Origin of the sequence: Streptomyces sp. NBC_01016 (genome assembly GCF_026341035.1) — a bacterium.
Lineage (GTDB): Bacteria > Actinomycetota > Actinomycetes > Streptomycetales > Streptomycetaceae > Streptomyces.
This window is the reverse complement of sequence record NZ_JAPEOQ010000001.1, coordinates 5,103,175-5,126,544: the sequence shown is the minus strand read 5'-3', so window position 1 is coordinate 5,126,544 and position 23,370 is coordinate 5,103,175. Positions and strand designations below refer to the sequence as shown.

Genomic DNA, 23,370 nt, shown 5'->3' with positions numbered 1-23,370 from the left:
TGGACGGGGCTCTTCTAGGCGGGGCCCTCAGGACCTGTCCGACGGGCCGGCGGGACGGTCCGCTGTGACCAGCCAGGACGTGCTGAGCAGCCGGACCGTCCCGTCCGCCGCCTCGAAACCGCGCAGGTGGTCCGTCAGGGTGCCGCGGGCGCGGGCCTGCGCGCCCGCGCCGGTCTGCTCCATCAGGTGGCGGCCGGGGCCGGTCCCCAGCAAGAACTCCGCCGCGTCCTCGGCGCCGGTCCCCCATGTCCCGTGGGCCTGCGCCTGGTTGACGGTGACGGCGGTGAAGCCGGCCGCGGCGAGTACCTCGCGGATGCGGTCCGGGTCGGCGAGGGAGAACATGCCGGGCAGCCCCGCCCGCCCGAGGTCGCCGACCGGCAGGACGCCGCGCAGGGATGCCATCGCCGCGACCCAGTCGTTGAGGGCGGCGGCGGCCGGGCAGACGAAGGCCAGGCGGCCGCCGGGGCGCAGCGCCCTGCCGACGTTGGCGAAGGCCGCTTCGGGGTCGGCGTAGAACATCACCCCGTAGCGACTAATCCCCGCGTCGAACGCGCCCGCCTCGAAGGGATGCGTCTGCGCGTCGCCCTGCGTGAAGGAAATGTTGGCGATGCCCTCCCGGTTCGCGCGGGCCCGCGCCTCGGCCAGCATGGGGCCCGACAGGTCGAGGCCCACCGCGTAACCGTGGGGCGCCCGGAGCGCGGCGAGGCGTGTGGTCTGCCCGGAGCCGCAGCCGAGGTCGAGGACCCGTTCGCGCCCGGCGACCCGGGCGGCGGCGAGGAGCGGGGCGTTGAACCCCTCGTTGACGGCGTTCCAGCGGTCCTGGTGCCGGGCCCAGTGGGCGCCTTCCGGGCCGTTCCACGCATGCGCCTGCTCTGTGTTGACGATGTCCGGCACGGGGGCCTCCTCGGGTGAAGGACGGAGAATGGGCGTGCGCCCAAACAGTATGGGCATGTGCCCAACCTGGCAATCCCCGCTACCATCCGGGATGTCGTGCCCCTCGCGGGCAGCGGAACCGGAACGGAAGAGGGGCCCATGTCACCGCGCGGAGTGGCGACGCCCGATGTGCGCGAGCGACTGTTCGCGGCCGCCGAGCGCGTCGTGCAGAGGGACGGCCCTGGCGCGCTCACCAGTCGGTCCGTGACCACCGAGGCGGGCTGCGCCAAGGGGCTGCTGCACACGCACTTCGCGGGGCTCGACGAGTTCGTGGCCGAACTCTGCCTGGACCGCTTCGCGCGGACCGCGACGAAGGCGCGGGCACTGTCGGAGCTCGTCGGAAAGGGCACGGTGGCGGGGAACGTCGACGACGTCGCCCAGGCGCTGTTCGACTCCGGTGGCCCTGCCGTCTCGGGCCTCGCCATGACCCGCCCCGCCGCCGCGCTGCGCGTCCGCGAGGCACTGGAGGGCGGGGCGCCCGGCTTCGCGACCATCCAGGAGGCCGTCACCGGCTATTTGGAGGCCGAGCGGGAGCTCGGCCGGGTGGCGCGGGCCCTCGACGCGGGCGCGACGGCCCTCGCCGTCGTCGGCACCGCCCATCACCTTCTGATGACGAGCTGGCCGGGCGCACCGGACCCGCGGCCCGAAATGACGCGACTGGTGGCCGCGTTGCTGTGCAGGTCATAGACCCTGTCTTCAAACTCCCGTCTGCCCGACGGCGTTGACGGGAGTTCGAGAACAAGGCCTAGTGGCCCGCGGGCTCCGCGGCCGCACCGGTACCGGAACTGCCCTCTGGGATCGCGGACTTGGCCGGCTCGTCCGTTCCGGTGTCGCCCTGGCGGCTCCGCGTGCGGTGCCGCAGCAGGGCCAGCGGGGTGAGGAGTACGGCCAGGAGGCCGCCGCCCAGGCCCAGGGCGGGGAAGCCGGCGCCCGCCACCACCGCGCCGGAGGCCGCCCCGCCCGTGGCGCCCGCGAGGGAGATGCCGACGTCGACGAGGCCCTGGGTGCGGGCCCGGGTGGCCACGGGGAGCGCGTCCGTGATGAGGGCGGTGCCGCTGACGAGGCCGAAGTTCCAGCCGAGGCCCAGCAGGACCAGGGCCGTGGCGAGCGCGGCCACGGAGTGCGGCGGCGCCAGGGCGGCGAGCGCACCCGCCGCGAGCAGCGTCGCCCCGGAGGCCGCGGCCAGCCACAGCCGTCCGATGCGGTCGACAAGGAGTCCCGTGAGCGGGGACGGCAGATACATGGCACCCACGTGCAGGGCGATGACCAGGCCCGTGGCCTGGGTACCGTGCCCGTGGGCCTGCATATGGACCGGTGTCATCGTCATGACAGCGATCATCACGAGCTGGGTGAGGACCATGACGGCGGTGCCGGTGGCCACGCCGCGGGTGTCCGTACGCCCTGCGTTTCCGGTGGCCGACACCCGCTCCGCCGCCTCCTCCTCGGCCGCTCGCTCGCGCGAGAGCAGCAGCGGGTCGGGGCGCAGGAGGACGGCCAGGGCCACGGAGGCCGCACCGTACGCGACCGTGGCGAGCAGGAAGGGGCCCGCGAGGCGCGGTATGCCCCAGGCGTGCGCCCAATTGCCCGTCGCATGGACGAGGTTGGGGCCGATGACCGCCCCGAACGTCGTCGCGAACAGGACGGTGCTGACCGCCCGGCCGCGCCGCGCGGGCGAGGCGAGGTCGGCCCCGGCGTACCGGGCGAGGAGGTTGGCGGCCGTGCCCGCGCCGTACACCAGCAGGGAGACGAACAGCAGCGGCACGCTGCCCGCGACCGCGGCGAGCACGACGCCGAGGCTGCCGACCGCGCCGGTCCCGTACCCCAGGGCGAGTCCGGGGCGGCGGCCCCACCGCTGGCAGAGCCGCCCGATGCCCACCGACCCGAGCGCGGCGCCCCCGGTGAACAGCGCGCTGGGCAGCCCGGCAAGACCCGTGGAGCCCAGCATCTGCTCGGCGAGCAACGCCCCCACGGTTATGCCCGCGGCGAGGCCCGCCCCGCTCAGGGCCTGGCAGAGGACGAGGACGGCCAGCACCCGCCGCTGCGCGGGGTGTTCGGGCGTCGGCCGTCCGGCCCGCGGGGACCGTGCCGCAGAGGTCACGCCGCGCCCATCGGTTCGGCGGGGGCGCTCGGCGCCATCGGTTCGAGCGCCGCGATCTCGTCCAGCGGCATGCCCAGGTGCTGGTGCAGGTAGCGCACGATGGTCCAGTGCGGCAGCGCACCCTCGTCGAAGGGCCCGAACTCCCGGCAGTACAGCGGGATCCAGCGCAGCGCCTCCTCGGCGACCTGCTCGCGGCCCGGCTCGGCCTGGTAGTCCTCGTAGGCGATGCTGCGATGGTGGATGAAGTACCGGCCCGGCAGGCGCTCCTCGCACAGGGCGACGTACTCGCGGGTCTGCAGGATCAGGTAGTGCCAGATCTCGTCAATGGCCTGCTCGACGGGGAGGAAGAGGCCACTGAGCCGCTCGCGGTACTTCGAGACGAGGTAGAGGTAGCGGAGGCACTCGGTGATCTGCCGCTCCACGTAGGCGCGTTCCTCGCCGGTCTCCTCCTCGCCGGTCTCCTTCACGAAGTACGCGACCACCTCGCCGTGCAGGTCGTGCCCGAGCAGTTCGCGAAGGTCCTCACCGGTGACGGTCGCGGCGGGCGCCTCGTGCGGGTCGTTCTGGTTGCCCATGTGGCTCTGGTTGTCCACGTGGTTCTGGTCGTTCACGTGGTTCTGGTCGTTCACGTCGTTCCCCTCAGGTGCTTCCCTCGGTGCTTCCCCGGTACGTCCCGGCCCTCGCTGCCCCGTGTGGCAGATACCCCTCAACTCCTCGCCAGCCAGGCGTACTTGCCGGAGGCGCCGATGGGGATGTGGTCCCGGTGTTCGACGCGGCAGGCGCGCCCGGTCAGCGCGGAGACGGAGCGCCCCACTGCTTCGGACTCGTCCGTGCCGAGCGGCTTGCCGTCGAAGGTGGTGCAGCGGAGCACGGCCGACTGTGGCCCACTCCCCTCCGACTCACCCTCCAGCAGCAGCAGTTGGTGCACGAAGACGCGGGGTGAGGCGGCGCCGACCCGCTCGTCCAGGTCGCCCGCCGCGACGGGCCCGTCCGGCCCGTCGAGGAGCTCCTTCTCCCGGCCGCAGAACGAGACGATCTTCTCGGGGTCCGGCGAGCCGTCCCGCGTACGGGCGCAGTCGCCGGAGCGATAGCGGACCAGCGGCATGTGCGGGTTGCGGACGCTGGTGACGATGAGGGAGTAGAGGGTGCCACCCGGGGCGACGGGGAGGAGCTCGACGCTCATCCCCTCCAGGTACGGGCGGTAACTGCCGGTGCGGTCACTGTAGAAGAGGTAACCGAGCTCGGTGCTGCCGAAGAGGTCGACGACCGGGCAGTCGAACCGGCTCTCCAGGAAGCGGCGCACGTTCCGCGGCGTGTACTCGTACGCGGTGATGATGCTCGCCGGGCGCGGGAACGCCTCCGGGTCCTCCCACAGTCCGGCGTCCTCGGCGTGGCGCACGAGGTGCGCCAGGTGGTAGCCGGAGCAGTCCAGGTGGTAGCGGCCCTCGGGGTGCGAGGCGGCGATCGCGCGCAGCTCACCGAGCATGCGCTCGACATCGGCACGCTCCCACAGGGCGGGGTCGAGCCGCAGGTTGAGGTAGACGGTGCGCTCGTCCAACCGCCGGTCCTCCAGGGAGGGTTCGGCGTCCGGGGTACTCGCGTGACCGTCGTTCCCGTCCTGCCCGCCGCGCTTCTTCGCGTTGACGCGGGCCACGTGTTCGGTCGCCAGGACGGTGGTGAGGGAGGCGCGCCGGCAGCCGTCCCGCCAGGTGTGCGCGATGTCGGGGTGCTCGCTCCACAGCCGGTAGTAGGAGCGGAGCAGGAAGTAGGGGGGTCGGATGAGCTGCATCCGCGCGTGGTTGGTGCCGGTGGACAGGACGTACTCCGCCTCGCCTGCCGTGAGGGCGACCTCCAGCTGCGGCGTCATCCAGTTGTCCGGGAATCCGCGGGCGATCTCGGGCTTCTCCAGCACGGGGAAGTGGCCGCGCGCGACGGAGTCGCGGTAGATCGGTATGTCCTTGACCTGCTCTATGACGTCGGCCGTCGGCTGACCGTCCATGGTCGTCCTCGGAGGATCGGGAACGTGGGGGGTGAGGCGGGCGGGGCGCTCACTGTCGCCCGTACGCCGCCTGGAGGCGGGCCGGGCCGGTCCTGTCGGTCCGACCGCGGCCCGCTCCGGGGACCGCCGCTGTCACCTGGGCCGGTGTTCAGCCGCAGCCCTTGATCATGCGACCGGGTGCGTCCCGCTTCAGGAAATGCAGCCGGTCTTCGGGGCGGCGCTGATGCAGCCCGCCTTGGGGGCCGCGCTGATGCAGCCGTCCTTGGCGGCCGTCGCCGAGTTGGCGGCGACCCAGCCCTGCCAGTTGGCGTCCTGGGCCATCTTCTTGACGAGCTTCTCCATGTCGACCTCCGTAATGGGTGGGGACAGCGGTACGACCAAGATCCGTACCGCCCGGCCGAGCGTAAAAGGGGCCCCAAGAAAATGTCAAAGGTCGGTAAAGTGAACGAGCCAACGACGAGGGGAAATCGGCTCGAACTGATCGTTAACGGGGTGCCCTAGCCGCGCTCGTCGAGGCGGTGGGTGATCTCCCGGGAGGCCCGCTCCGCCTCCGTCGACGGGTCGCCGCCGGCGAGGACCTTGGACATGTACTTCTTGATGGGGTTGTCGCCCGCCTCCACGTTCGGCCACAGCGGCGAGCGGGGCGTCGCCTTGCCGTGGGCGGCGCCGACGGCCATCGCGGCCACGCCCGGCTCGCCCGCGACCGCGCCGGCGAGGGTGGTCTTGTTCGGTACGTAGTTCATGGTGCGGGCCAGGTCGGTGTTCCACTTCTCGCCGGCCAGCGCCTTCACGACCTCGACGGCGCCGTTCCGGTCGTCGGTGTTCGCCGGCACGACCAGGTCGGAGCCGCCGGTGAACACCGTTCCCGGCCTGCTCGACGTCTTGCCGGGGATCGGGAAGTAGCCCAACTTCCCCTTCAGTTCCGGGTTCTTCTGAAGGATGAGCTGGGTGGCGCCCGGCACGGAGATGATCTGCGCGATGTCGCCGCGCGCGAACTGCTCGGCCTGCGGCGGGTGTTCCTCGTCGGCATCCTTGGGACCACCGCCGAGCGCCTGGAGTTGTCGGTAGAAGGCCATGCCGCGCAGCGCGGCGGGGGTCGCCAGGGTGCCGGACCAGACGCCCGAGGACTCCTTGGCGAGGTGGCCGCCCTCGTCCCAGATGAACCCGGAGAGCGTGTACCAGTCCTGTCCCGCGAGGTAGATGCCCTGGGTGCCGCCGGAGTTCAACTCCCGCGTCGCGTCCAGCCATTGGGCGCGCGTGGTGGGCGGCTTGTCGATGCCCGTCTGCCGGAAGAGGTCCTTGTTGTAGATGACGACCCGGTTGGCCGCGTACCAGGGAATGCCGTACTGCCGGGAGGTGTCGACGCCGGGCTCGGCGAGGCCGGGCAGCCAGTCGTGCATGCCGAGGTCGCGCGCGGACTCCAGGGAGAGGTCGAGCAGGCCGTCCCCCTCGACGTACTGCGGGACCTGGGTGTTGCCGACCTCGATGACGTCGGGTGCGCCGGACTCGTCGCCGCGCTCCTTGCCGAGCGCCTTGGTGACCTTGGCGCCGATCCCGGTCCAGTCCTGGATGCGGATGTCGAGGGTGATGCCGTCGTGCCGGTCCTCGAAGTCCGCCGTGAAGCGTTTGACGAAGTCCTCCGACGCGCTGCCCCGCATCAGCCACACGGTGACCGTCTTCTCCCCCTCCCCCGTGCCCGGCAGGGCTCCGCATCCGGTGAGCAGCGCGGCGGTGGCGAGGAGGGAAGTGAAAGTCAGGGCGGGGCGGCGGGAGTTCACGTCGGTCACTTTCTGCCTGCGGACAGGGAAGGTCGGCCCGACGTGGGGGATGAGCGCACGGCTCGTACGGGTGTTCAGGGAGTTTGGTATAGACCAACGGAGGGGTCAAGAGGTGTGGCATACGGATGGCGGGCCACGCCCCGCTGGGGCACGGTGGAACCATGTCGAACCACACGTATCGCGTCACCGAGATCGTCGGCACCTCTCACGAAGGCGTGGACGAGGCGGTCCGCAATGGGATCGCGCGCGCCTCGCAGACCGTGCGCAACCTCGACTGGTTCGAGGTCACGCAGGTCAGGGGGCAGATCGTCGAGGGCCAGGTCGAGCACTGGCAGGTCGGCCTGAAGGTCGGCTTCCGCCTGGAGGACGACGCCTGAGCCCGCCCCGGCTCAGGTCCGCCCCTCGCGCTCCTGCGCGTCATTCAACGCCGCCGACGTGCTCGCCCAGCGGGCCCGTACGACGGTGAATCCGGCGCGCTCCGCCTCGTCGCAGACCAGCTCGTCGTCGTCCACGAACGCCCGGACCTCTCGGCCGCGGGCTATGCGGCGCAGGACGTCCAGCTTGGTGCGCCGGGCCGGCCTGCGGTCGTCATTGCGCCGCATGTGGACCGGCCCCTCCGGCAGCTTCTGCGCCGCGAGCCAGGCCGCGGTGTCGGCCCGGCACCGCTCCGGGCGCCCGGTCAGATAGACGACGTCGCATTCCGCCACGTACGAGAGGACGAGCGCGATCCCCTCGGCGAGCGGCGGATCGTGCGGCGCGGCCGCGAAGAACGCGTCCCAGTCCCGCGGCCGGCGCTCCAGGAACCGCTGGCGGTGCGCGGTGTCCGCGAGGGTGCCGTCGAGGTCGAACACGGCGAGGGGGCGTCTGTCACTGGGCATGTCGCTCAGCTTATGCGGAAGGCCCTGCGCGGCTTGTGCGGAAGACCCTTCGCGGCCCGGGAATCCCTGGGGCGCCACGGCGTTGAACCAAGGTGTGAGCACCGTGATCGAATCGACCCGCTTCTCCGTCCTGGACCGCTCCCGCACCCGCGAGGGCCACTCCGACCAGGACGCGCTGCGCGACACCGTTTCCCTGGCCCAGGACCTGGAGCGCCTCGGCTACAGCCGCCTGTGGGTCTCGGAGCACCACGGTGTGCCGGGCGTCGCCGGTTCCGCGCCGACCGTGCTCGCGGCGGCCGTCGCGGCGGCGACCCGCACCATCCGCGTCGGCACCGGCGGTGTCATGCTGCCCAACCACCAGCCCCTGGTCGTGGCCGAGCAGTTCGGGGTCCTGGAGTCGCTGTTCCCCGGCCGGATCGACATGGGGCTCGGCCGCTCGGTCGGGTTCACGGGCGGGGTGCGCAAGGCGCTCGGCCGGGACAAGGACGACGCCGACGACTTCGCGGCGCAGCTCGACGAACTCCTGGCGTTCTTCACCGGTACGTCGCCCACGCGCGTGCACGCCCGCCCCGCCGAGGGCCTGGCCGTCCCGCCGTTCGTGCTCGCGATGGGAGAGGGCGCCTCGATCGCCGCCCACGCCGGTCTCCCGATGGTGATCGGCGACCTCCGCTCCCGCGAGAAGATGCTGCGCGGCATCGACCGCTACCGCGCCGAGTTCCGCCCCTCGCCCTGGGCCGCGGAGCCGTACGTCGTGATCTCGGGGACGGTGGCCGTGGCGGGCAGCGAGCCGGAGGCGCGCCGGATCCTCGCTCCCGAGGCCTGGTCGATGGCGCACTCGCGCACGCACGGCACGTTCCCGCCGCTGCCGCCCGTCGAGCGCATCGCGGGCTTCGACATGACCGAGAAGGAGCGGGAGCTGTACGAGTCCGGGCTGCGCGGCCACATCGTGGGCACGGAGCAGCAGGTCACCGACGAGCTGGAAGCGGTGATCAAGGAGAGCGGGGCGCAGGAGGTGCTGGTGACGACCAGTACGTACGACCGTGAGGCCCTGCTGGAGTCGTTCCGCCGTCTGGCCAGGATCGCGCGCCTGACGCCCCGCTAGGACGCCCCGCTAGGTGCGCTCCTTCACTCCGAGGCCGTGCAGCAGCATCGGCAGTGACGCGTGCAGTTCGCGTTGCCAGTACGGCCAGGTGTGGGTGCCGGGGCCGTAGAAGTTGGTGGTGAGGTGCTTGGCGCCCGCCTTCCTCAACTGGGCGGCCAGGGCGTGGTTCTGGCGGTTGAAGTCGGCCTCCAGGGCATTGGTGGTGGTGCCCGCCGGGTCCAGCGGGCCCGCGGTGCCGTCGCCGCAGGACAGGTACACGGGTAGCGACTTGAGGCGCTTGGCCAGGTGGTACGGGTCGTGGGCCGCCCAGATGTCGCGCTGCGCGACGGGGTCGCCCCATACGCGCAGGGGGTCGTCGCCCTGGCCCGCGAAGAAGCCCATGATGCGGCTCGTCGACTCGTCGTTCAGGAGCGGGTGCGCGGAGCCGGAGTAGGCCGCGGCCGCCTTGAACATCCCCGGGTGCCGGGCCGCGTACAGGAGCGCGCCCTGGCCGCCCATCGAGAGGCCCGCGACGACGCGGCGGGAGCCCGCGCCCCAGTCGCTCTCCAGGAGGCGGCGCAGGTCGCGGGTGTGGAAGGTGTCCCAGGCCGGATCGCCGCCCTCACCGTGGTTCCACCAGTCGCTGTACCAGCCGTTCCAGCCGGCCTCGGGCATCACGACGAGGACGTCGCGCAGGCTCTCCACGGAGGCGACGTCCGTCATGTTCGTCCAGGACGTGTAGTCGCCGCAGCAGCCGTGCAGCAGCCACAGCGTGGGCCAGTGCTTCGTGCGGTCGCCCGGGTTCCAGCCGTCGGGGGTGAGCAGGCGGACCTTGACCGTGCGCCCGCCGAGCGCCGACGCGCGTACGGAGAGGTCCACCTGACGGTCGGCGACCTGAGTGACGTCGACGACCTCGGCGGCGGGCCGCGACTTCGTGGCGGCGAGGGCCGGCGGGGCCGAGCCCAGGGTGAGCAGCAGGGCGGCCAGGACGAGCAGCAGGCGTCTGGTGCGGCGGGTCAGGGCGGCGGTCATGGCGGCTCCCTCGATTCGTCCGGCGCTCGGGTCAGTGGATGTCCGCTTGGGTCAGTGGGTGTCCGCTTGGGTCAGCTTGCGTCAGTGGGTGTCCGCTTGGGTCAGCTCGGGTCAGTGGGTCGCGGGGAGCACCAACAGGGCCTCCCCGACCGGGCGTTCGCCGGTCGCGTCGGACGGATCGTTGATCACCTGGTCATCGACGACCATCGTGGTCGAGCCGCCGCCGTCGAGGTTGATGGCGTCGCGCAGGCCGAGGGACTTGGCGACATCGGCGCTCTCGTTGATGCTCAGGCCGAGGGATCCGGTGCCGCGGCCGTCGGCGGTGACGAGCACCGTGCGTCCGGCGGCGTCCGTGCCGGCGAGGGTGCGCGGGTTCCGCTTGTGCACCCAGCCGTAGTAGAAGCTCGGGTTGTCGGGCTGCACCATGCCATCGGTGGCCGGGGTGACATGGAGGCGGCCGTCGCGGACGAGTTCGGGGCCGCCGTTGAGGATGCTGGTCGAGCGGGAGGCGGTGAAGGGCCGCCCCTTGGTGTCCTTCAACCCGCCCTGGATACGGAGGGGTTGACCGATCTTGGCGAGGGCGGTCAGCTGCGCCGCGTACGCGCCCGTGGCCTGGACGCTGCGGCCTCCGGCAGGCAGGGCGCCGCCGCGCGACGAGCGCACCTCGACGACCCGGCCGGCCCGGTCCAGGACGGCCTCGGCGCCGTCGCCCTTCGGGGTCTGCTTGCCGAACTCAGGGGTGAACGCGACGAGTTCGTCGGGGTCGGTGCAGGTGGTGTCGTGCAGCGGCCGGGCGGTCGGGGTGTCGTCTGCGGTGCCGCCGCAGTTGCGGATCAGGCCGGGGACGCGGTCGATGCCGTCGAGCGGCAGTTTCGCCCCGCCGACGCGGACGCTCCCCCGCCAGGTGAACCGCTCCACCTCGGTACCGCGCGCGGAGTCGTGGACGACGAGGCCGGGCCGGCCGTTGACTGCCTCGCTCAGCAGCCGGCCGTTGTAGACGCCGACGCCTGCCGGGTCGCCGGGGGCGCCCGCCTTGGGGTCGAGGACGAAGAAGCCCGCGTTGACGCCGGCCGTCGCGCCCTCGGCGGCGGCGAGCGCGCTGGTGGTCTCGCGGTTCTCCAGGTCGGGGCCGTACGAGGCCTTGAGGTCGCCGTGGAACTTCTTCGGGTCGATGGTCAGGACGTCGACGCGCCAGGGGCCGCGGTCCCCCGCGTCCCCGTCCCAGCCGGTGTACCAGGCGGATCCGGTGTATCCGGCGGCGCGCAGCCGGGTGCGTTCGGCGGTGGCAGCGGCCTCGGTCGGGAAGGTGCCGACGCGGACCCGCCAGCCGAGCGCGCCGCCCGCGTAGTCGGCGGTCGCCGCGGTGGTGACCTTCTCCGAGCGGGCATCGAAGCCGTCCGCGCGCAGGTCGGAGGCGAGTTCGGCGGCGCTGGCCGCGTCCTTCAGGGCGGTCGGCGGCGCGTCCGGGTCGGGCGATCCGACGCCGCCCGGGATGGAGACCTCCACGGTCCACGCCACGGCCGGGGCATCGGCGCCGCGCACGATCCGGGTGAGCGTCACGCCCGGCTGCAGTGTCCGTGTCGTCCGCGTCTCGGACAGGTCGGCGGCGCCGAGCGGCAGGCCGCCGCGGCGAGGACCGGACGAGGCGGGGGCCGGTGACGACGTGGCCGGTGCGGTCGCCGCACCCACGAGGGCGAGAGCGCACAACGCCGCGCCCACGCCGAACAGTCTGCCGCTCACAAGCCCCCCACTCACTGCCCGAATGACGACCTCCGTAACGGTGCGTGAGCCCATGACCACCAGTCAAGGCGTGTGCACATCATTCATCGGGCGTTCTCCGTGCCGCCGCTGCCGCGACGTGGGTGGATCATGGAGTACGACACCGTGACCGCACAGCCGTCCGTACGACCGGGAGCCCGCCCCATGCACCACCCCACCTCGCCCGACCCCCGCCACGACGGTCTCGTGCGGGTGCGCGGCGCCCGCGAGCACAACCTCAAGGGCGTCGACGTGGACATCCCGCGGGACGTCCTCGCGGTCTTCACGGGGGTGTCGGGCTCGGGCAAGTCGTCGCTCGCTTTCGGCACGATCTACGCCGAGGCGCAGCGGCGCTACTTCGAGTCGGTCGCCCCGTACGCCCGCCGGCTGATCCATCAGGTCGGCGCGCCGAAGGTCGGCGAGATCAGCGGGCTGCCGCCCGCGGTGTCGCTTCAGCAGAGCCGTTCGGCGCCGACGTCCCGCTCCTCGGTCGGCACGGTCACGACGCTGTCGAACTCGCTGCGGATGCTGTTCTCGCGGGCAGGTACGTATCCGGAGGGCGCGGAGCGCCTGGACTCGGACGCGTTCTCGTCCAACACGGCGGCCGGGGCGTGCCCTTCGTGCCACGGCCTCGGCCAGGTGCACCGCACGACCGAGCAACTGCTGGTGCCCGACCCTTCGTTGTCGATCCGCGAGGGGGCCATCGCGGCGTGGCCGGGTGCCTGGCAGGGCAAGAACCTGCGCGACGTCCTCGACGCGCTGGGATACGACGTCGACCGCCCGTGGCGGGAGCTGGCGCAGGCGGACCGGGACTGGGTCCTGTTCACGGACGAGCAGCCGGTGGTGACCGTGCACCCGGTGCGGGACGCGGGCCGCATCCACCGCCCTTACCAGGGCACGTACATGAGCGCGAACCGGTACGTGCTCAAGACCTTCTCGGACTCCAAAAGCCAGTCGCTGCGCGCGAAGGCGGAGCGGTTCCTGGAGAGCACGCCGTGTCCGGCCTGCGGCGGTGCCCGGCTGCGCGCGGAGTCGCTGGCCGTCACCTTCGCGGGCCGTACGATCGCCGATCTCGCCGGTGTCCCGCTGGCGGACCTCGCCGACCTCCTGGCCACCGAGGGCGGCACGTCCGAGACGGCGCGCGTGCTCACCGAGGATCTGCGGGCCCGCATCGCCACGGTCACGGAGCTCGGGCTCGGCTACCTCAGCCTCGACCGGTCGACGCCCACACTGTCGTCGGGTGAGCTCCAACGGCTGCGCCTGGCAACCCAGTTGAGGTCGGGTCTCTTCGGCGTCGTGTACGTCCTCGACGAGCCGTCCGCCGGGCTCCACCCCGCCGACACCGAGTCGCTCCTCACCGTCCTCGACCGGTTGAAGGCGTCCGGCAACTCCGTCTTCGTGGTCGAGCACCACCTGGACGTCATGCGGCACGCCGACTGGCTGGTCGACGTGGGCCCGCAGGCCGGGGAGCACGGCGGCCTGGTACTGCACAGCGGCCCCGTGGACGGCCTGCGCGAGACCACGGACTCGGCGACAGCCCGCTACCTCTTCGCCGAGGAACCGGCGACCGAACGCCAAGTCCGGGTGCCTACCGGCTGGTTGAAGGTCGGTCCGGTGACCCGCCACAACCTGGTCGACGTCACCGCCGAGCTCCCGCTGGGCGCCTTCACCGCCGTCACGGGCGTCTCCGGTTCCGGGAAGTCGACGCTGATCGGCGAGATCACCGAGGACCTGGAGGGCGTCGGCCGGCTCGTGGTCGTGGACCAGAAGCCCATCGGCCGCACACCCCGCTCCAACCTGGCCACGTACACGGGCCTGTTCGACGTCGTACGCAAACTCTTCGCGGCGACCGACGAGGCGAAGACGCGTGGCTACGGCGTCGGCCGCTTCTCGTTCAACGTCACCGGCGGGCGCTGCGAGACATGTCAGGGCGAGGGCTTCGTCAGCGTGGAGCTGCTGTTCCTGCCGAGCACGTATACGCCGTGCCCGGACTGCGCGGGCGCCCGCTACAACCCCGAGACCCTCCAAGTCACTTACCGGGGGCGGAACATCGCCGAGGTCCTCGACCTGACGGTGGAGTCCGCGGCGGAGTTCTTCGAGGCGGCAGACGACGATACGGCTGCCGCGGCCCGTCCCGTACTGCGCAGCCTGCGCACGCTCCTCGACGTCGGCCTCGGCTATCTGCGACTCGGGCAACCCGCCACCGAACTGTCGGGCGGCGAGGCCCAACGCATCAAGCTGGCCAGCGAGTTGCAGCGCGTGCGGCGCGGCCACACCCTGTACCTCCTCGACGAGCCGACGACCGGACTGCACCCGGCCGACGTCGAGGTGCTGCTGCGGCAACTGAACGGCCTCGTCGACACCGGGCACTCCGTGGTCGTGGTCGAGCACGACATGGCGGTGGTGGCCGGGGCGGACTGGGTCGTCGACATGGGGCCCGGCGGTGGCGGCGCGGGCGGCCGGGTGGTGGCGGCAGGCCCGCCGCGGGAGGTCGCCGCCGCACCCGAGAGCGCCACGGCGCCATACCTGGGACGCGCGCTGCCCTAGAGTCTGCCCGCCGTCACGGGCAGGCACTCGGCGAGCAGGTCGACGACGTCGCGCCAGGCTCGCCGCGCGTGCTGTGGGTGGTAGCCGACGCCGGGACGTACGGTGTGGTCGACCGGCGGGTGGTGGAAGGCGTGCAGGGCACCGCCGTAGACCGCGAGGCGCCAGTCGACGCCCGCGGCCTGCATCTCAGCGGTGAACGCCTCGCGTTGCGCGGGTGCCATGATCGGGTCTTCCGACCCGACCCCGGCCCACACCGGGCAGCGAATGCGCGCTGCCTCGCCCGGTCGGCCCGTGGTCAGTGCGTTGACTGTCCCGATCGCGCGCAGGTCGACGCCGTCACGCCCGAGTTCCAGCCCGATGGCGCCCCCGGTGCCGTAGCCGACGGCGGCGATCCGGTCGGGGTCGGTCCGCGGTTCGGTGCGCAACACGTCGAGCGCCGCATGACCGATGCCCCGCATCCGGTCAGGATCAGCGAGCAGTGGCATGCAACGGGCCAGCATCTCCTCGGGGTCGCTCAGATAGCGCCCGCCGTGGAGGTCGAAGGCCAGCGCTACATATCCCAGCTCGGCGAGAGCATCGGCCCGGCGGCGCTCGACGTCACTGAGCCCCGTGCCCTCCGGTCCGAGCAGCACCGCGGGCCGGCGGTCGACACCGGCCGGGAGCGCGAGGTGCCCGATCATCGTCAGCCCGTCGGCCGGATACTCGACCGTACGCGTCGTCATCGTCGCAGTCGTCGTCATGAGACTGGACTGTAGTGATCGTCGAGCCCGGTCCGGCCGCTGTTCTGCCGCAGGCAGAGCAGCCTGACTCCGAGCAGGCGAGGGGCGCCGGGGGGAATCTTTGTGGCGGTGGCGGAACGCGATGACGGGACCGGAGGTTGAGCACCACGCCGGTCCCGCCCACCCCGCGCTCTTCGCGGGACGCCTGTCGCGCTTGGTCGATCAGCGGCTGACCTTGCGGTTCGCGCGCAGCCACTCCTTGTTCATGCTGGTGATGGAGAACAGCGGGATGCCCTTCGGGCAGGCCGTCGCGCACTCGCCGGTGAGCGTGCAGCCGCCGAAGCCCTCCTCGTCCATCTGACCCACCATGTCGAGGACGCGGGTCTCGCGCTCGGGCGCGCCCTGCGGGAGGACGTTGAGGTGGTTGATCTTCGCCGAGGTGAACAGCATCGCCGCGCCGTTGGGGCAGGCGGCGACGCAGGCGCCGCAGCCGATGCACTCGGCGTGCTCGAAGGAGAAGTCCGCGTCCGGCTTGGGCACGGGCGTGGAGTGTGCCTCGGGGGCGGCGCCCGTCGGGGCCGTGATGTAGCCGCCGGCCTGGATGATCCGGTCGAAGGCCGAGCGGTCCACGACCAGGTCCTTCACGACCGGGAAGGCGGAGGCGCGCCACGGCTCGATGTCGATCGTGTCGCCGTCCTTGAAGGACCGCATGTGCAGCTGACAGGTGGTGGTGCGCTCCGGGCCGTGCGCGTCGCCGTTGATGACGAGCGAGCAGGCGCCGCAGATGCCCTCGCGGCAGTCGTGGTCGAAGGCGACCGGGTCCTCGCCCTTGAGGATGAGCTCCTCGTTGAGGGTGTCGAGCATCTCCAGGAACGACATGTCCTGCGAGATTCCGTCCACGTCGTACGTGGACATGTGGCCGTCGGCGTCGGCGTTCTTCTGGCGCCAGACGCGCAGGGTGAGCTTCATGCGTAGCTCCGCTGAGTGGGGTGGACGTACTCGAAGACCAGGTCTTCCTTGTGCAGGGTGGGGGCAGCGCCGGTGCCGGTGAACTCCCAGGCGGCCGCGTAGGAGAACTCCTCGTCGACGCGGGCGGCCTCGCCGTCGGGGGTCTGTGACTCCTCGCGGAAGTGGCCGCCGCAGGACTCGGCGCGGTGCAGCGCGTCGAGGCACATCAGCTCGGCGAGCTCGATGTAGTCGATGATGCGGTTGGCCTTCTCCAGGGACTGGTTGAACTCCTCGCCGACACCGGGCACCTTGATGCGGCGCCAGAACTCCTCGCGGATCTGCGGGATCCGGTCGAGCGCCTTGCGCAGCCCCGCGTCGGTGCGGGCCATGCCGCAGAACTCCCACATGAGCTCGCCGAGTTCACGGTGGAAGGAGTCCGGGGTGCGGTCGCCGTCGACCGCGAGCAGCTTCGCGAGCCGCTCCTCGGTCTCGCGCACGACCTCGACGGTGGCCGGGTGTTCGGCGTTCACCTCGTCCTTGTGCGGGTGCTTGGCGAGGTAGTCGTTGATGGTGGCCGGGAGGACGAAGTAGCCGTCCGCGAGGCCCTGCATCAGCGCGGAGGCGCCGAGCCGGTTGGCGCCGTGGTCGGAGAAGTTGGCCTCGCCGACCGCGAAGAGCCCGGGGATGGTGGTCTGGAGGTCGTAGTCGACCCACAGGCCGCCCATCGTGTAGTGCACGGCGGGGTAGATCCGCATCGGCGTCTTGTACGGGTCCTCGTCGGTGATCCGCGCGTACATGTCGAAGAGGTTGCCGTACTTGGCCTCGACGGCCTTCTTGCCCATGCGCTTGATGACATCGGCGAAGTCGAGGTACACACCCTGCCCGCCGGGGCCCACTCCCCTGCCCTCGTCGCACACGTTCTTCGCGGCGCGGGAGGCGATGTCACGGGGCACGAGGTTGCCGAACGCCGGGTAGATGCGCTCCAGGTAGTAGTCGCGCTCGTCCTCGGGGATCTCGCCCGCGGGACGTGTGTCGCCCTTCGCCTTCGGCACCCAGATGCGGCCGTCGTTGCGCAGCGACTCCGACATCAGGGTCAGCTTCGACTGGTGGTCGCCGGTGCGCGGGATGCACGTCGGGTGGATCTGCGTGAAGCACGGGTTGGCGAAGTAGGCGCCGCGCCGGTGGGCGCGCCAGATCGCCGTGGCGTTGGAGTTCATGGCGTTCGTCGACAGGTAGAAGACGTTGCCGTAGCCGCCGGAGGCGAGCACGACGGCGTCCGCGAAGTACGTGTCGATCTTGCCGGTGATGAGGTCACGGGCGACGATGCCGCGGGCCTTGCCGTCGACGATGACGAGGTCGAGCATCTCGGTGCGCGGGTGCAACTCGATGTTCCCTGCGGCGACTTGGCGGCTGAGGGCCTGGTAGGCGCCGAGCAGCAGCTGCTGTCCCGTCTGGCCGCGGGCGTAGAACGTACGGGACACCTGCACACCGCCGAAGGAGCGGGTGTCGAGGAGGCCGCCGTACTCGCGGGCGAACGGCACACCCTGCGCGACGCACTGGTCGATGATCTCGACGGAGATCTGCGCGAGGCGGTGCACATTGGACTCGCGGGCGCGGAAGTCGCCGCCCTTGACGGTGTCGTAGAACAGGCGGTGCACCGAGTCGCCGTCGTTGCGGTAGTTCTTCGCGGCGTTGATGCCGCCCTGCGCGGCGATCGAGTGGGCGCGGCGCGGCGAGTCCTGGTAGCAGAACTGGACGACGTGGTAGCCCTGTTCGGCGAGGGTGGCACCGGCGGAGCCGCCCGCGAGGCCCGTGCCCACGACGATGACGGTGTGCTTGCGGCGGTTGGCCGGGTTGACCAGCTTGGCCTCGAAGCGACGGGTGTCCCAGCGCTCGTTGACGGGGCCTTGCGGGGCCTTGGTGTCGACGACCGGTTCGCCGGTTGAGTAGTCCGCATACTCCGTGGATACAGTCATGTCTCTCAGCTCACCAATCCGGTCATGACGCCCACGGGCACGGCGATGAAGCCGAGCGTGAGCACTACGGCGAGTACGTTGCCGACGGTCTTCAGAACGCGGTCGCGGGTGCGGCTGCCGACGCCGAGGGTCTGTGCGGCGCTCCAGAACCCGTGCTGGACGTGGAAGCCGAGGGCGAGCATCGCGACGATGTAGATGACGTTGCTGTACCAGGTCGAGAACGTGTCGATGATGTTCTGGTACGGGCGCAGGTGCTCGTAGCCCCCGGGGTGCACCGTGCCGGTCGTCAGGTCGAGGATGTGCCAGACGATGAACAGGGCGAGGATGATGCCGCCCCAGCGCATGGTGCGCGTGGCGTAGTCCGAACGCGGCTTCTTGTGCACGTACTTGCTGGGGCGCGCCTTGATGCCGCGCCGGCTCAGCTGGTACGCGGACGTGGCGTGCGCGACGACGGCGACGACCAGCACCACCCGGACGATCCACAGGCCCCACTCGTAGTGGAGGACCGGCTCGCCCATGGTCCGCAGCCAGTGGGCGTAGTGGTTGATCTCCGGAGGACCGAAGAAGATCTTGAGGTTTCCGATCATGTGGGCGACCAGGTAGAGCAGCATGACGAGGCCGCTCACCGCCATCACGGTCTTCTTCCCGACGGAGCTGTCCCAGACAGTGCGTGCCATGGACGGCCGTCGGTCCGTCCTCGTTGCCAGAGCCATGGGTCAAGACGCTAGAGCCCAAGGGCCCGATCGGTCCAAGACATGGTCCGCCTCATTTCGATAGGCATTCGCTATCGAGGGAACTATGCTGGCCGGTATGCAGTTCCAGCAGCTCCAGTACTTCGTCGCGGTCGCGGAGACCCGGCACTTCACGCGCGCCGCCGAGCTGGTGCATGTCGCCCAGCCGTCACTGTCCCAGCAGATCCGGGCGCTCGAGCGGGAGCTGGGGGTCGATCTCTTCCTGCGGGCCCGCGGTAACATCTCGCTGACCGACGCCGGGGAGGCGCTCCTGCCGCTCGCCCGCAGGATCCTCGCCGACGCGGACACGGCGCGGCACGAGGTGCAGGAGCTGGCGCAGCTCAAGCGGGGCCGGGTGCGGCTGGGCGCGACGCCTTCGCTGTGCACGGGCCTGCTGCCGGACGTGCTGCGATCCTTCCACGACCGGTACCCGGGGATTCAGCTGCTGATCGAGGAGGGCGGCTCCCACGACCTCGTACGAGAGCTCGCGCGCGGCGCCCTCGACCTCGCGCTCGTCGTCCTCCCGCTGCCGGCGCCCGCGCCCGCCCTGACGACGGTGGAGCTGCTGCGCGAGGAGCTGGTCGTGGTGTCGTCCCAGGACGCGCCCGCGCCGGGACGGGGCCGGAAGTCCGTACGGATCTCCGACCTGGAGGGCGAGCGGCTCGTCATGTTCCGGCACGGGTACGACCTGCGGGAGCTGACCGTCGCCGCGTGCCGGGGCGAGGGGTTCGAGCCGGACTTCGCGGTGGAGGGCGGCGAGATGGACGCGGTCCTCGGGTTCGTACGGGCCGGGCTCGGGGTGGCGGTGGTGCCGTGGATGGTGGCGCACCGGGCCGGGGCGGATCTGCGGGTCACTCCGTTGGCCAAGCCGGGGCTGAGCCGCACGATCGCGCTGGCGCATCGGTCGGATGTGGCGCCGCCGCGGGCTGCGCGTGAGCTTCAGCGGATGCTTTTCGAGGGGCGGGAGTAGCGGGTTGCGGTCACCCCTCTTGTTTGCGGTCACCCGGTGGCGCGGTCGCGGGGCTCTGCCCCGGGCCCCGCTCCTCAATCGCCGGAGGGGCTTAAATGGCGGAACCGGGCTGCGGTCGCCAGAGCCACTACGGGTCCCGGTCCGTGAGGCAGTACGTTCCGCCCGACGGGTCTCGCAGGACCGTCCAGGCGCGGCCCTCCTGGAGGGGTGTCGCGCCCAGTGACGTGTGCCGGGCGACGGCCTCCTTGCGGTTGGCGCAGGCAAGGTCCGCGTGGGCGGAGGGTGGGTCGTCGGTGTCGAGGCGTTGGAGCAGGAGTTGGATCGGCGTCGCCTTCAGGAGGCGGAACTCCGGGCTCTCGCAGGGGACTTCGGGCCATTCGGTGAGCGCCGACCAGAAGTCGGCCTCCGCGTCGTACGCGCCCGGCGCCGTGTCCAGGCACAGCTGGTCGAGGCGGCTGCGGGGCTCGGTGGTGGGCGGCGGGACCGTGTGCTCGCCGCGCCACGTGTCCACGCAGAACCGGTGCCCGACCGGTGAGCGCAGCACTTCCAGGCCGGGTTCCGCGTGCAGCAGGCTCGCGCCGAGCCGGCGGGCCCGCTCCCCCGTGGCCACCACGTCGTCCACCAGCAGGTCGAGGTGGGCGCCGCCCGGCCCGTCCACCACGCCCTGAACCTTCACGCAGGCGTCGGTGGCGTCGGGCAGCAGCGTGGCGAACTGCCCTTGTTCACCCCGGAGTTCGGAGGTCCGCGTCCCGGTCGCCCGCGACCAGAACGCGCAGGCCGCGTCCAGAGTGGCGTACGGCCGGTCGAGGAACAGATACGCCCAGCGGATCATCCGACGCTCACCCCGTCGCGTCGGCGAGAGCCAGTTCGTGGAGGCGGTCCGGGGGGCCGGGGCGGGCGTAGTACCAGCCCTGTGCGGTGTCGCAGTTGAGGTGCCTGAGCTGCTCGGCCTGCGCCCCGGTCTCCACGCCCTCGACGGTGACCGAGAGGTCGAGGCTGTGGGCGAGCGAGACGATGCCCTCGACGATCTTCAGGTCGACGGGGTCCGCGGGGAACTGCTGCATTCCCTGCGTGAAGGAGCGGTCCAGCTTCAGAACGTTCACGGGCAGGCGGCGCAGGTTGGCCAGATTCGAGTAGCCGGTGCCGAAGTCGTCCAGGGCGATGTCGACGCCCATTTCGGAGAGCCGTCTGAGGGGCTTCAGGAGGTCGTCGTCCGCCCCGATAAGGGCCGATTCCGTCACCTCCAGACACAGCGCGTCCGGTTCGAGGCCGAAGCGCTCCAGGATGTCGACGGTGTCCGTCACCAGGCCGGGGTGGGTCAGCTGCATCGGGGACAGGTTGACGTTGATGCGGAACGGTCCCGCCTCCTCGTACCGGTCCTGCCAGATCCGCGCCTGCCGGACCGATTCCTCGAGGACCCAGCGGCCGAGCGGCACGATCAGCCCTGTGTGCTCGGCGAGCGGGATGAAGCGGTCGGGGCCGAGCACGCCGTGCTGCGGGTGCAGCCAGCGGACCAGGGCCTCGGCACCGCGCACACTGCCGTCGCCGAGGTGCACCAGGGGCTGGTACTCGATGAAGAACTCGCCGCGGTCCAGGGCGGCGGGCAGCGCCGTCGTCAGACCGTGCCGCGTGATCGCCCGGGCGTCGGCCTCGGGGTCGGCCAGCTCGTAGCGGTTGCCGCCCGCGGACTTGGCCCGGTACATCGTGATGTCGGCACTGCGCAGCACCTCGGCGGGGCTGCGCTCGGCGGCCGGACCCTCGACGATGCCGACCGAGCCGCGCACGGTCAGCTCGCGGCCGTCGATCCGGATGGGCGTGGCCAGGGCGTGCATGATGCGTCCGGCCAGCTCGTCGACCTCGGCCTGGGTGTCCTTGCCGGTGGTCAGCGCCACGAACTCGTCGCCGCCGAGCCGCGCGACCATCTCGCCGGGCGCGGTGGCGCAGGCCTGGAGACGGTCCGCTACCTCGACGAGGAGCCGGTCGCCCGCCGCGTGGCCGAGGCTGTCGTTGATTGTCTTGAAGCCGTCGAGGTCGAGATAGCAGAGGCCGAAGCGCATGCCGTTGCCCGCGCTGAGCACCTTCTCCAGGCGCTCGAAGAACAGGGTGCGGTTGGGGAGCCCGGTGAGCGCGTCATGGGTGGCTTCGTAGCGCAGCCGCAGGTTCAGCAGCCGGCGCTCGGTCACGTCCTCCATGAGCGCCAGCTGGTACTGGGGGGCGCCGTCCGCGTCGCGCAGCAGCGAGACCGTCAGGTTCGTCCACAGGGCGGTGCCGTCCGGGCGCGAGTAGGCCTTCTCCACCCGGTAGTGCTCGCGGTCCCCCTGCACCAGCTCGTGGTACATGCGCCAGATGTGCGGGGCGTCCTCGGGGTGGGTCAGCTGGTGGGCCTTGCGCTTGAGCAGCTGCTGCCTGCTGCCGCCGAACATCCGCACCATCGTCTCGTTGACCTCGAGGATGGTGCCGTCGAGGTCGGCGATCCCGATGCCGATCGCGGCGCCGTGGAACACCGCGCGGAACTTGGCCTCGCTCGCGTGCAGGGCCTCGGCGACGGCGCTGCGGGCGTCGAGCGCGGCGCGCGATATGGCCTCCTGTTCGCTGCGGGTGCGCTCCCGCAGCGCGCCCGCGAACCCGGCGGCCATCGCGTGCTGGATGCGGGCGCAGCGGGAGCGCAGTTCCTCCGCGCGCTCCGCGGAGGGCGCCTGTTCGCCGCAGTGCCGGACGAGATGTGTCTCCACCACGTCGAGGGACTGGGTGAGCGCCTCGGGGTCGGTGCAGTGGGCGTCGACCAGGGCCGCGCCGACGGCCTGTGCCTCCGCGCTGTCCAGGGCCTGCGCGGCGAGCACGGTGCGCAACCGGCGTACGAGCGGCACGAGTTCCGTCTCGAACTCGTGCCGGGTCAGCGAGGTCGCCGTGACCGGGAAGATCGCCCGGCTCCAGATCATGGCGAACTCGCGGGCTCTGTCTTCGGTCCCGCCCGACGCATCACCGCCGATGCCGTCGTCGGTCCGTGCCGACTTGCCCGCCCGGCCGGCTTTTCCGGCCTGAGGTCCGGGGTTCGTGCCCCGGGAGGATGCAGCAGTCACGCCTTGCGCCCCACTCCCACATAGCCCGCGTACGTGTACGGGTCCTCGTCCTCCGGGGCGGTGTCGGGCCGCCACACCGGCATCGCCACGATGCCCGGTGCGACCACCTCGTACCCCTTGAAGAACCGTTTGATCTCGTCGCGGTTCCGCATGATCAGCGGATTGCGGACATCGTTTCGATAGACGTCGACCATCCCGTCCGCCCGCTCCGTCTCTATGGGCATGCCCTCATTGGAGGCATGCGTCACAATGAGCAGGCTGCCGGGTGCGAGCGCCTCACTGAGTTCGGCCACCGCCGCGTACGGGTCGTCGGCCTCCTCGATGAAGTGCAGTACGGCGACGAGGAGCAGGGCCACCGGCCGTTCCAGGTCGAGGAGTTCGGCGACTTCGGGGCTCTCCAGGATCTCCCGCGGCTTGCGAAGGTCCGCCGTGACGACTCCGGTGTGCGGGACGTCCTCGAGGACCGCCTTGCTGTGCGCGACGGCGACCGGGTCGTGGTCGACGTACACCACGCTCGCTCCGGGGCTCGCCTGCTGGGCCACCTCGTGCACATTGCCGAACGTCGGGATGCCGGAGCCGATGTCGAGGAACTGTGTGATGCCCTGCTCGGCGGCGTACCGCACGGCCCTGCGCATGAACGCCCGGTTCGCCTGCATGATCTTCGGCAGCCCCGGCAGGAACTCCATGGCCTTGCGGGCGGCCTCCCGGTCGACCTCGAAGTTGTGCGAACCGCCCAGGTAGAAGTCATAGATTCGGGACACACTGGGCACCGAGATGTCGATGCCCCGTGGGGCCCAGGCGGGACGCTGCATCAAGGTCTCCATGGCGTAGGCGTGCCGGTG

General features: G+C 71.5%; 21 protein-coding genes. 5 read left to right on the top strand and 16 right to left on the bottom strand.

Annotated elements, in window-relative coordinates; all coding sequences use genetic code 11:
* Positions 1 to 27: 27 nt before the first annotated feature.
* Entirely contained in the window at positions 28 to 894 is an 867-nt protein-coding gene (locus tag OG746_RS22995) for a class I SAM-dependent methyltransferase (RefSeq protein ID WP_266717407.1), read from the bottom strand.
* Positions 895 to 1,032: 138 nt separating this feature from the next.
* Here OG746_RS22995 and OG746_RS22990 point away from each other — a divergent pair, with 138 nt between their 5' ends.
* On the top strand, positions 1,033 to 1,620 hold the full coding sequence (locus OG746_RS22990) for a TetR family transcriptional regulator (protein WP_266717405.1): 588 nt from the start codon (positions 1,033 to 1,035) through the stop codon (positions 1,618 to 1,620).
* A gap of 58 nt (positions 1,621 to 1,678) precedes the next feature.
* Here the strand turns inward: OG746_RS22990 and OG746_RS22985 are convergent, their stop codons facing one another.
* The 5 genes from OG746_RS22985 to OG746_RS22965 form a co-directional block, all read right to left on the bottom strand.
* Positions 1,679 to 3,031 carry an MFS transporter gene (locus OG746_RS22985; protein WP_266717403.1) on the bottom strand — a complete coding sequence of 451 codons (1,353 nt, stop codon included), beginning with the start codon at positions 3,029 to 3,031 and terminating at the stop codon, positions 1,679 to 1,681.
* Positions 3,028 to 3,606 carry a glycine-rich domain-containing protein gene (locus OG746_RS22980; protein WP_266719136.1) on the bottom strand — a complete coding sequence of 193 codons (579 nt, stop codon included), beginning with the start codon at positions 3,604 to 3,606 and terminating at the stop codon, positions 3,028 to 3,030. Before OG746_RS22980 ends, OG746_RS22985 begins: the two co-directional genes overlap by 4 nt.
* 131 nt (positions 3,607 to 3,737) lie before the next feature.
* Positions 3,738 to 5,030 (bottom strand): phenylacetate--CoA ligase family protein, encoded by a 1,293-nt coding sequence (locus OG746_RS22975; protein ID WP_266717402.1) that lies wholly within the window; start codon positions 5,028 to 5,030, stop codon positions 3,738 to 3,740.
* A 189-nt stretch (positions 5,031 to 5,219) separates the two neighbouring features.
* Entirely contained in the window at positions 5,220 to 5,372 is a 153-nt protein-coding gene (locus OG746_RS22970) for a hypothetical protein (RefSeq protein WP_266717401.1), read from the bottom strand.
* A 155-nt stretch (positions 5,373 to 5,527) separates the two neighbouring features.
* Complete coding sequence (locus tag OG746_RS22965) at positions 5,528 to 6,808, bottom strand: extracellular solute-binding protein (RefSeq protein WP_524540442.1); 1,281 nt, start codon at positions 6,806 to 6,808, stop codon at positions 5,528 to 5,530.
* Positions 6,809 to 6,969: 161 nt separating this feature from the next.
* On the opposite strand from OG746_RS22965, the gene OG746_RS22960 reads away from it, so the two are divergent.
* Positions 6,970 to 7,185 carry a dodecin gene (locus OG746_RS22960; RefSeq protein WP_266717398.1) on the top strand — a complete coding sequence of 72 codons (216 nt, stop codon included), beginning with the start codon at positions 6,970 to 6,972 and terminating at the stop codon, positions 7,183 to 7,185.
* Positions 7,186 to 7,197: 12 nt separating this feature from the next.
* Here OG746_RS22960 and OG746_RS22955 read toward each other — a convergent pair whose 3' ends face one another.
* Positions 7,198 to 7,686 (bottom strand): phosphatase domain-containing protein, encoded by a 489-nt coding sequence (locus OG746_RS22955; protein ID WP_443063028.1) that lies wholly within the window; start codon positions 7,684 to 7,686, stop codon positions 7,198 to 7,200.
* Positions 7,687 to 7,780: 94 nt separating this feature from the next.
* On the opposite strand from OG746_RS22955, the gene OG746_RS22950 reads away from it, so the two are divergent.
* Positions 7,781 to 8,788, top strand: a complete 1,008-nt coding sequence (locus OG746_RS22950) for an MsnO8 family LLM class oxidoreductase (protein WP_266717396.1) — start codon at positions 7,781 to 7,783, stop codon at positions 8,786 to 8,788.
* 9 nt (positions 8,789 to 8,797) lie between these two features.
* Here OG746_RS22950 and OG746_RS22945 read toward each other — a convergent pair whose 3' ends face one another.
* Together OG746_RS22945 and OG746_RS22940 are read right to left on the bottom strand one after the other, a co-directional pair.
* Entirely contained in the window at positions 8,798 to 9,799 is a 1,002-nt protein-coding gene (locus OG746_RS22945; protein WP_266717394.1) for an alpha/beta hydrolase, read from the bottom strand.
* 111 nt (positions 9,800 to 9,910) lie between these two features.
* On the bottom strand, positions 9,911 to 11,539 hold the full coding sequence (locus OG746_RS22940) for a phosphodiester glycosidase family protein (RefSeq protein ID WP_266717392.1): 1,629 nt from the start codon (positions 11,537 to 11,539) through the stop codon (positions 9,911 to 9,913).
* A 183-nt stretch (positions 11,540 to 11,722) separates the two neighbouring features.
* Between OG746_RS22940 and OG746_RS22935 the strand changes: the two genes are divergently transcribed.
* Positions 11,723 to 14,104, top strand: coding sequence for an ATP-binding cassette domain-containing protein (locus tag OG746_RS22935; protein WP_266719132.1), 2,382 nt, complete (start codon positions 11,723 to 11,725; stop codon positions 14,102 to 14,104).
* On the opposite strand, the gene OG746_RS22930 is transcribed toward OG746_RS22935, so the two are convergent.
* The 4 genes from OG746_RS22930 to OG746_RS22915 all read right to left on the bottom strand — a co-directional run bounded on the left by OG746_RS22930 (position 14,101) and on the right by OG746_RS22915 (position 18,460).
* Entirely contained in the window at positions 14,101 to 14,844 is a 744-nt protein-coding gene (locus tag OG746_RS22930; RefSeq protein ID WP_266717390.1) for a dienelactone hydrolase family protein, read from the bottom strand. The genes OG746_RS22935 and OG746_RS22930 overlap by 4 nt on opposite strands.
* Positions 14,845 to 15,045: 201 nt before the next feature.
* Complete coding sequence (locus OG746_RS22925; protein WP_266717388.1) at positions 15,046 to 15,792, bottom strand: succinate dehydrogenase/fumarate reductase iron-sulfur subunit; 747 nt, start codon at positions 15,790 to 15,792, stop codon at positions 15,046 to 15,048.
* Positions 15,789 to 17,747: a fumarate reductase/succinate dehydrogenase flavoprotein subunit gene (locus tag OG746_RS22920; RefSeq protein ID WP_266717386.1), complete on the bottom strand. Its 1,959-nt coding sequence runs from the start codon at positions 17,745 to 17,747 to the stop codon at positions 15,789 to 15,791. Before OG746_RS22920 ends, OG746_RS22925 begins: the two co-directional genes overlap by 4 nt.
* 5 nt (positions 17,748 to 17,752) lie before the next feature.
* On the bottom strand, positions 17,753 to 18,460 hold the full coding sequence (locus OG746_RS22915; protein ID WP_266717384.1) for a succinate dehydrogenase: 708 nt from the start codon (positions 18,458 to 18,460) through the stop codon (positions 17,753 to 17,755).
* A 97-nt stretch (positions 18,461 to 18,557) separates the two neighbouring features.
* Here OG746_RS22915 and OG746_RS22910 point away from each other — a divergent pair, with 97 nt between their 5' ends.
* Positions 18,558 to 19,448: a LysR family transcriptional regulator gene (locus OG746_RS22910; protein WP_266717382.1), complete on the top strand. Its 891-nt coding sequence runs from the start codon at positions 18,558 to 18,560 to the stop codon at positions 19,446 to 19,448.
* Between the two features lie 127 nt (positions 19,449 to 19,575).
* On the opposite strand, the gene OG746_RS22905 is transcribed toward OG746_RS22910, so the two are convergent.
* From OG746_RS22905 to OG746_RS22895, 3 genes are all read right to left on the bottom strand, one after another.
* Positions 19,576 to 20,280, bottom strand: a complete 705-nt coding sequence (locus tag OG746_RS22905) for a VOC family protein (RefSeq protein ID WP_266717380.1) — start codon at positions 20,278 to 20,280, stop codon at positions 19,576 to 19,578.
* Positions 20,281 to 20,287: 7 nt separating this feature from the next.
* Positions 20,288 to 22,387, bottom strand: coding sequence for a putative bifunctional diguanylate cyclase/phosphodiesterase (locus OG746_RS22900; protein WP_266719130.1), 2,100 nt, complete (start codon positions 22,385 to 22,387; stop codon positions 20,288 to 20,290).
* Between the two features lie 137 nt (positions 22,388 to 22,524).
* Entirely contained in the window at positions 22,525 to 23,340 is an 816-nt protein-coding gene (locus tag OG746_RS22895; RefSeq protein WP_266717378.1) for an SAM-dependent methyltransferase, read from the bottom strand.
* Positions 23,341 to 23,370: the final 30 nt, after the last annotated feature.

Coding starts and splice junctions, on each gene's coding strand:
- OG746_RS22990 (WP_266717405.1), top strand. CDS start 1,033: ATGTCACCGCGCGGAGTGGCGACGCCCGATGTGCGCGAGCGACTGTTC.
- OG746_RS22980 (WP_266719136.1), bottom strand. CDS start 3,606: ATGGGCAACCAGAACGACCCGCACGAGGCGCCCGCCGCGACCGTCACC.
- OG746_RS22975 (WP_266717402.1), bottom strand. CDS start 5,030: ATGGACGGTCAGCCGACGGCCGACGTCATAGAGCAGGTCAAGGACATA.
- OG746_RS22970 (WP_266717401.1), bottom strand. CDS start 5,372: ATGGAGAAGCTCGTCAAGAAGATGGCCCAGGACGCCAACTGGCAGGGC.
- OG746_RS22960 (WP_266717398.1), top strand. CDS start 6,970: ATGTCGAACCACACGTATCGCGTCACCGAGATCGTCGGCACCTCTCAC.
- OG746_RS22955 (WP_443063028.1), bottom strand. CDS start 7,686: ATGCCCAGTGACAGACGCCCCCTCGCCGTGTTCGACCTCGACGGCACC.
- OG746_RS22945 (WP_266717394.1), bottom strand. CDS start 9,799: ATGACCGCCGCCCTGACCCGCCGCACCAGACGCCTGCTGCTCGTCCTG.
- OG746_RS22935 (WP_266719132.1), top strand. CDS start 11,723: ATGCACCACCCCACCTCGCCCGACCCCCGCCACGACGGTCTCGTGCGG.
- OG746_RS22930 (WP_266717390.1), bottom strand. CDS start 14,844: ATGACGACGACTGCGACGATGACGACGCGTACGGTCGAGTATCCGGCC.
- OG746_RS22925 (WP_266717388.1), bottom strand. CDS start 15,792: ATGAAGCTCACCCTGCGCGTCTGGCGCCAGAAGAACGCCGACGCCGAC.
- OG746_RS22920 (WP_266717386.1), bottom strand. CDS start 17,747: ATGACTGTATCCACGGAGTATGCGGACTACTCAACCGGCGAACCGGTC.
- OG746_RS22915 (WP_266717384.1), bottom strand. CDS start 18,460: ATGGCTCTGGCAACGAGGACGGACCGACGGCCGTCCATGGCACGCACT.
- OG746_RS22910 (WP_266717382.1), top strand. CDS start 18,558: ATGCAGTTCCAGCAGCTCCAGTACTTCGTCGCGGTCGCGGAGACCCGG.
- OG746_RS22905 (WP_266717380.1), bottom strand. CDS start 20,280: ATGATCCGCTGGGCGTATCTGTTCCTCGACCGGCCGTACGCCACTCTG.
- OG746_RS22900 (WP_266719130.1), bottom strand. CDS start 22,387: ATGATCTGGAGCCGGGCGATCTTCCCGGTCACGGCGACCTCGCTGACC.
- OG746_RS22895 (WP_266717378.1), bottom strand. CDS start 23,340: ATGCAGCGTCCCGCCTGGGCCCCACGGGGCATCGACATCTCGGTGCCC.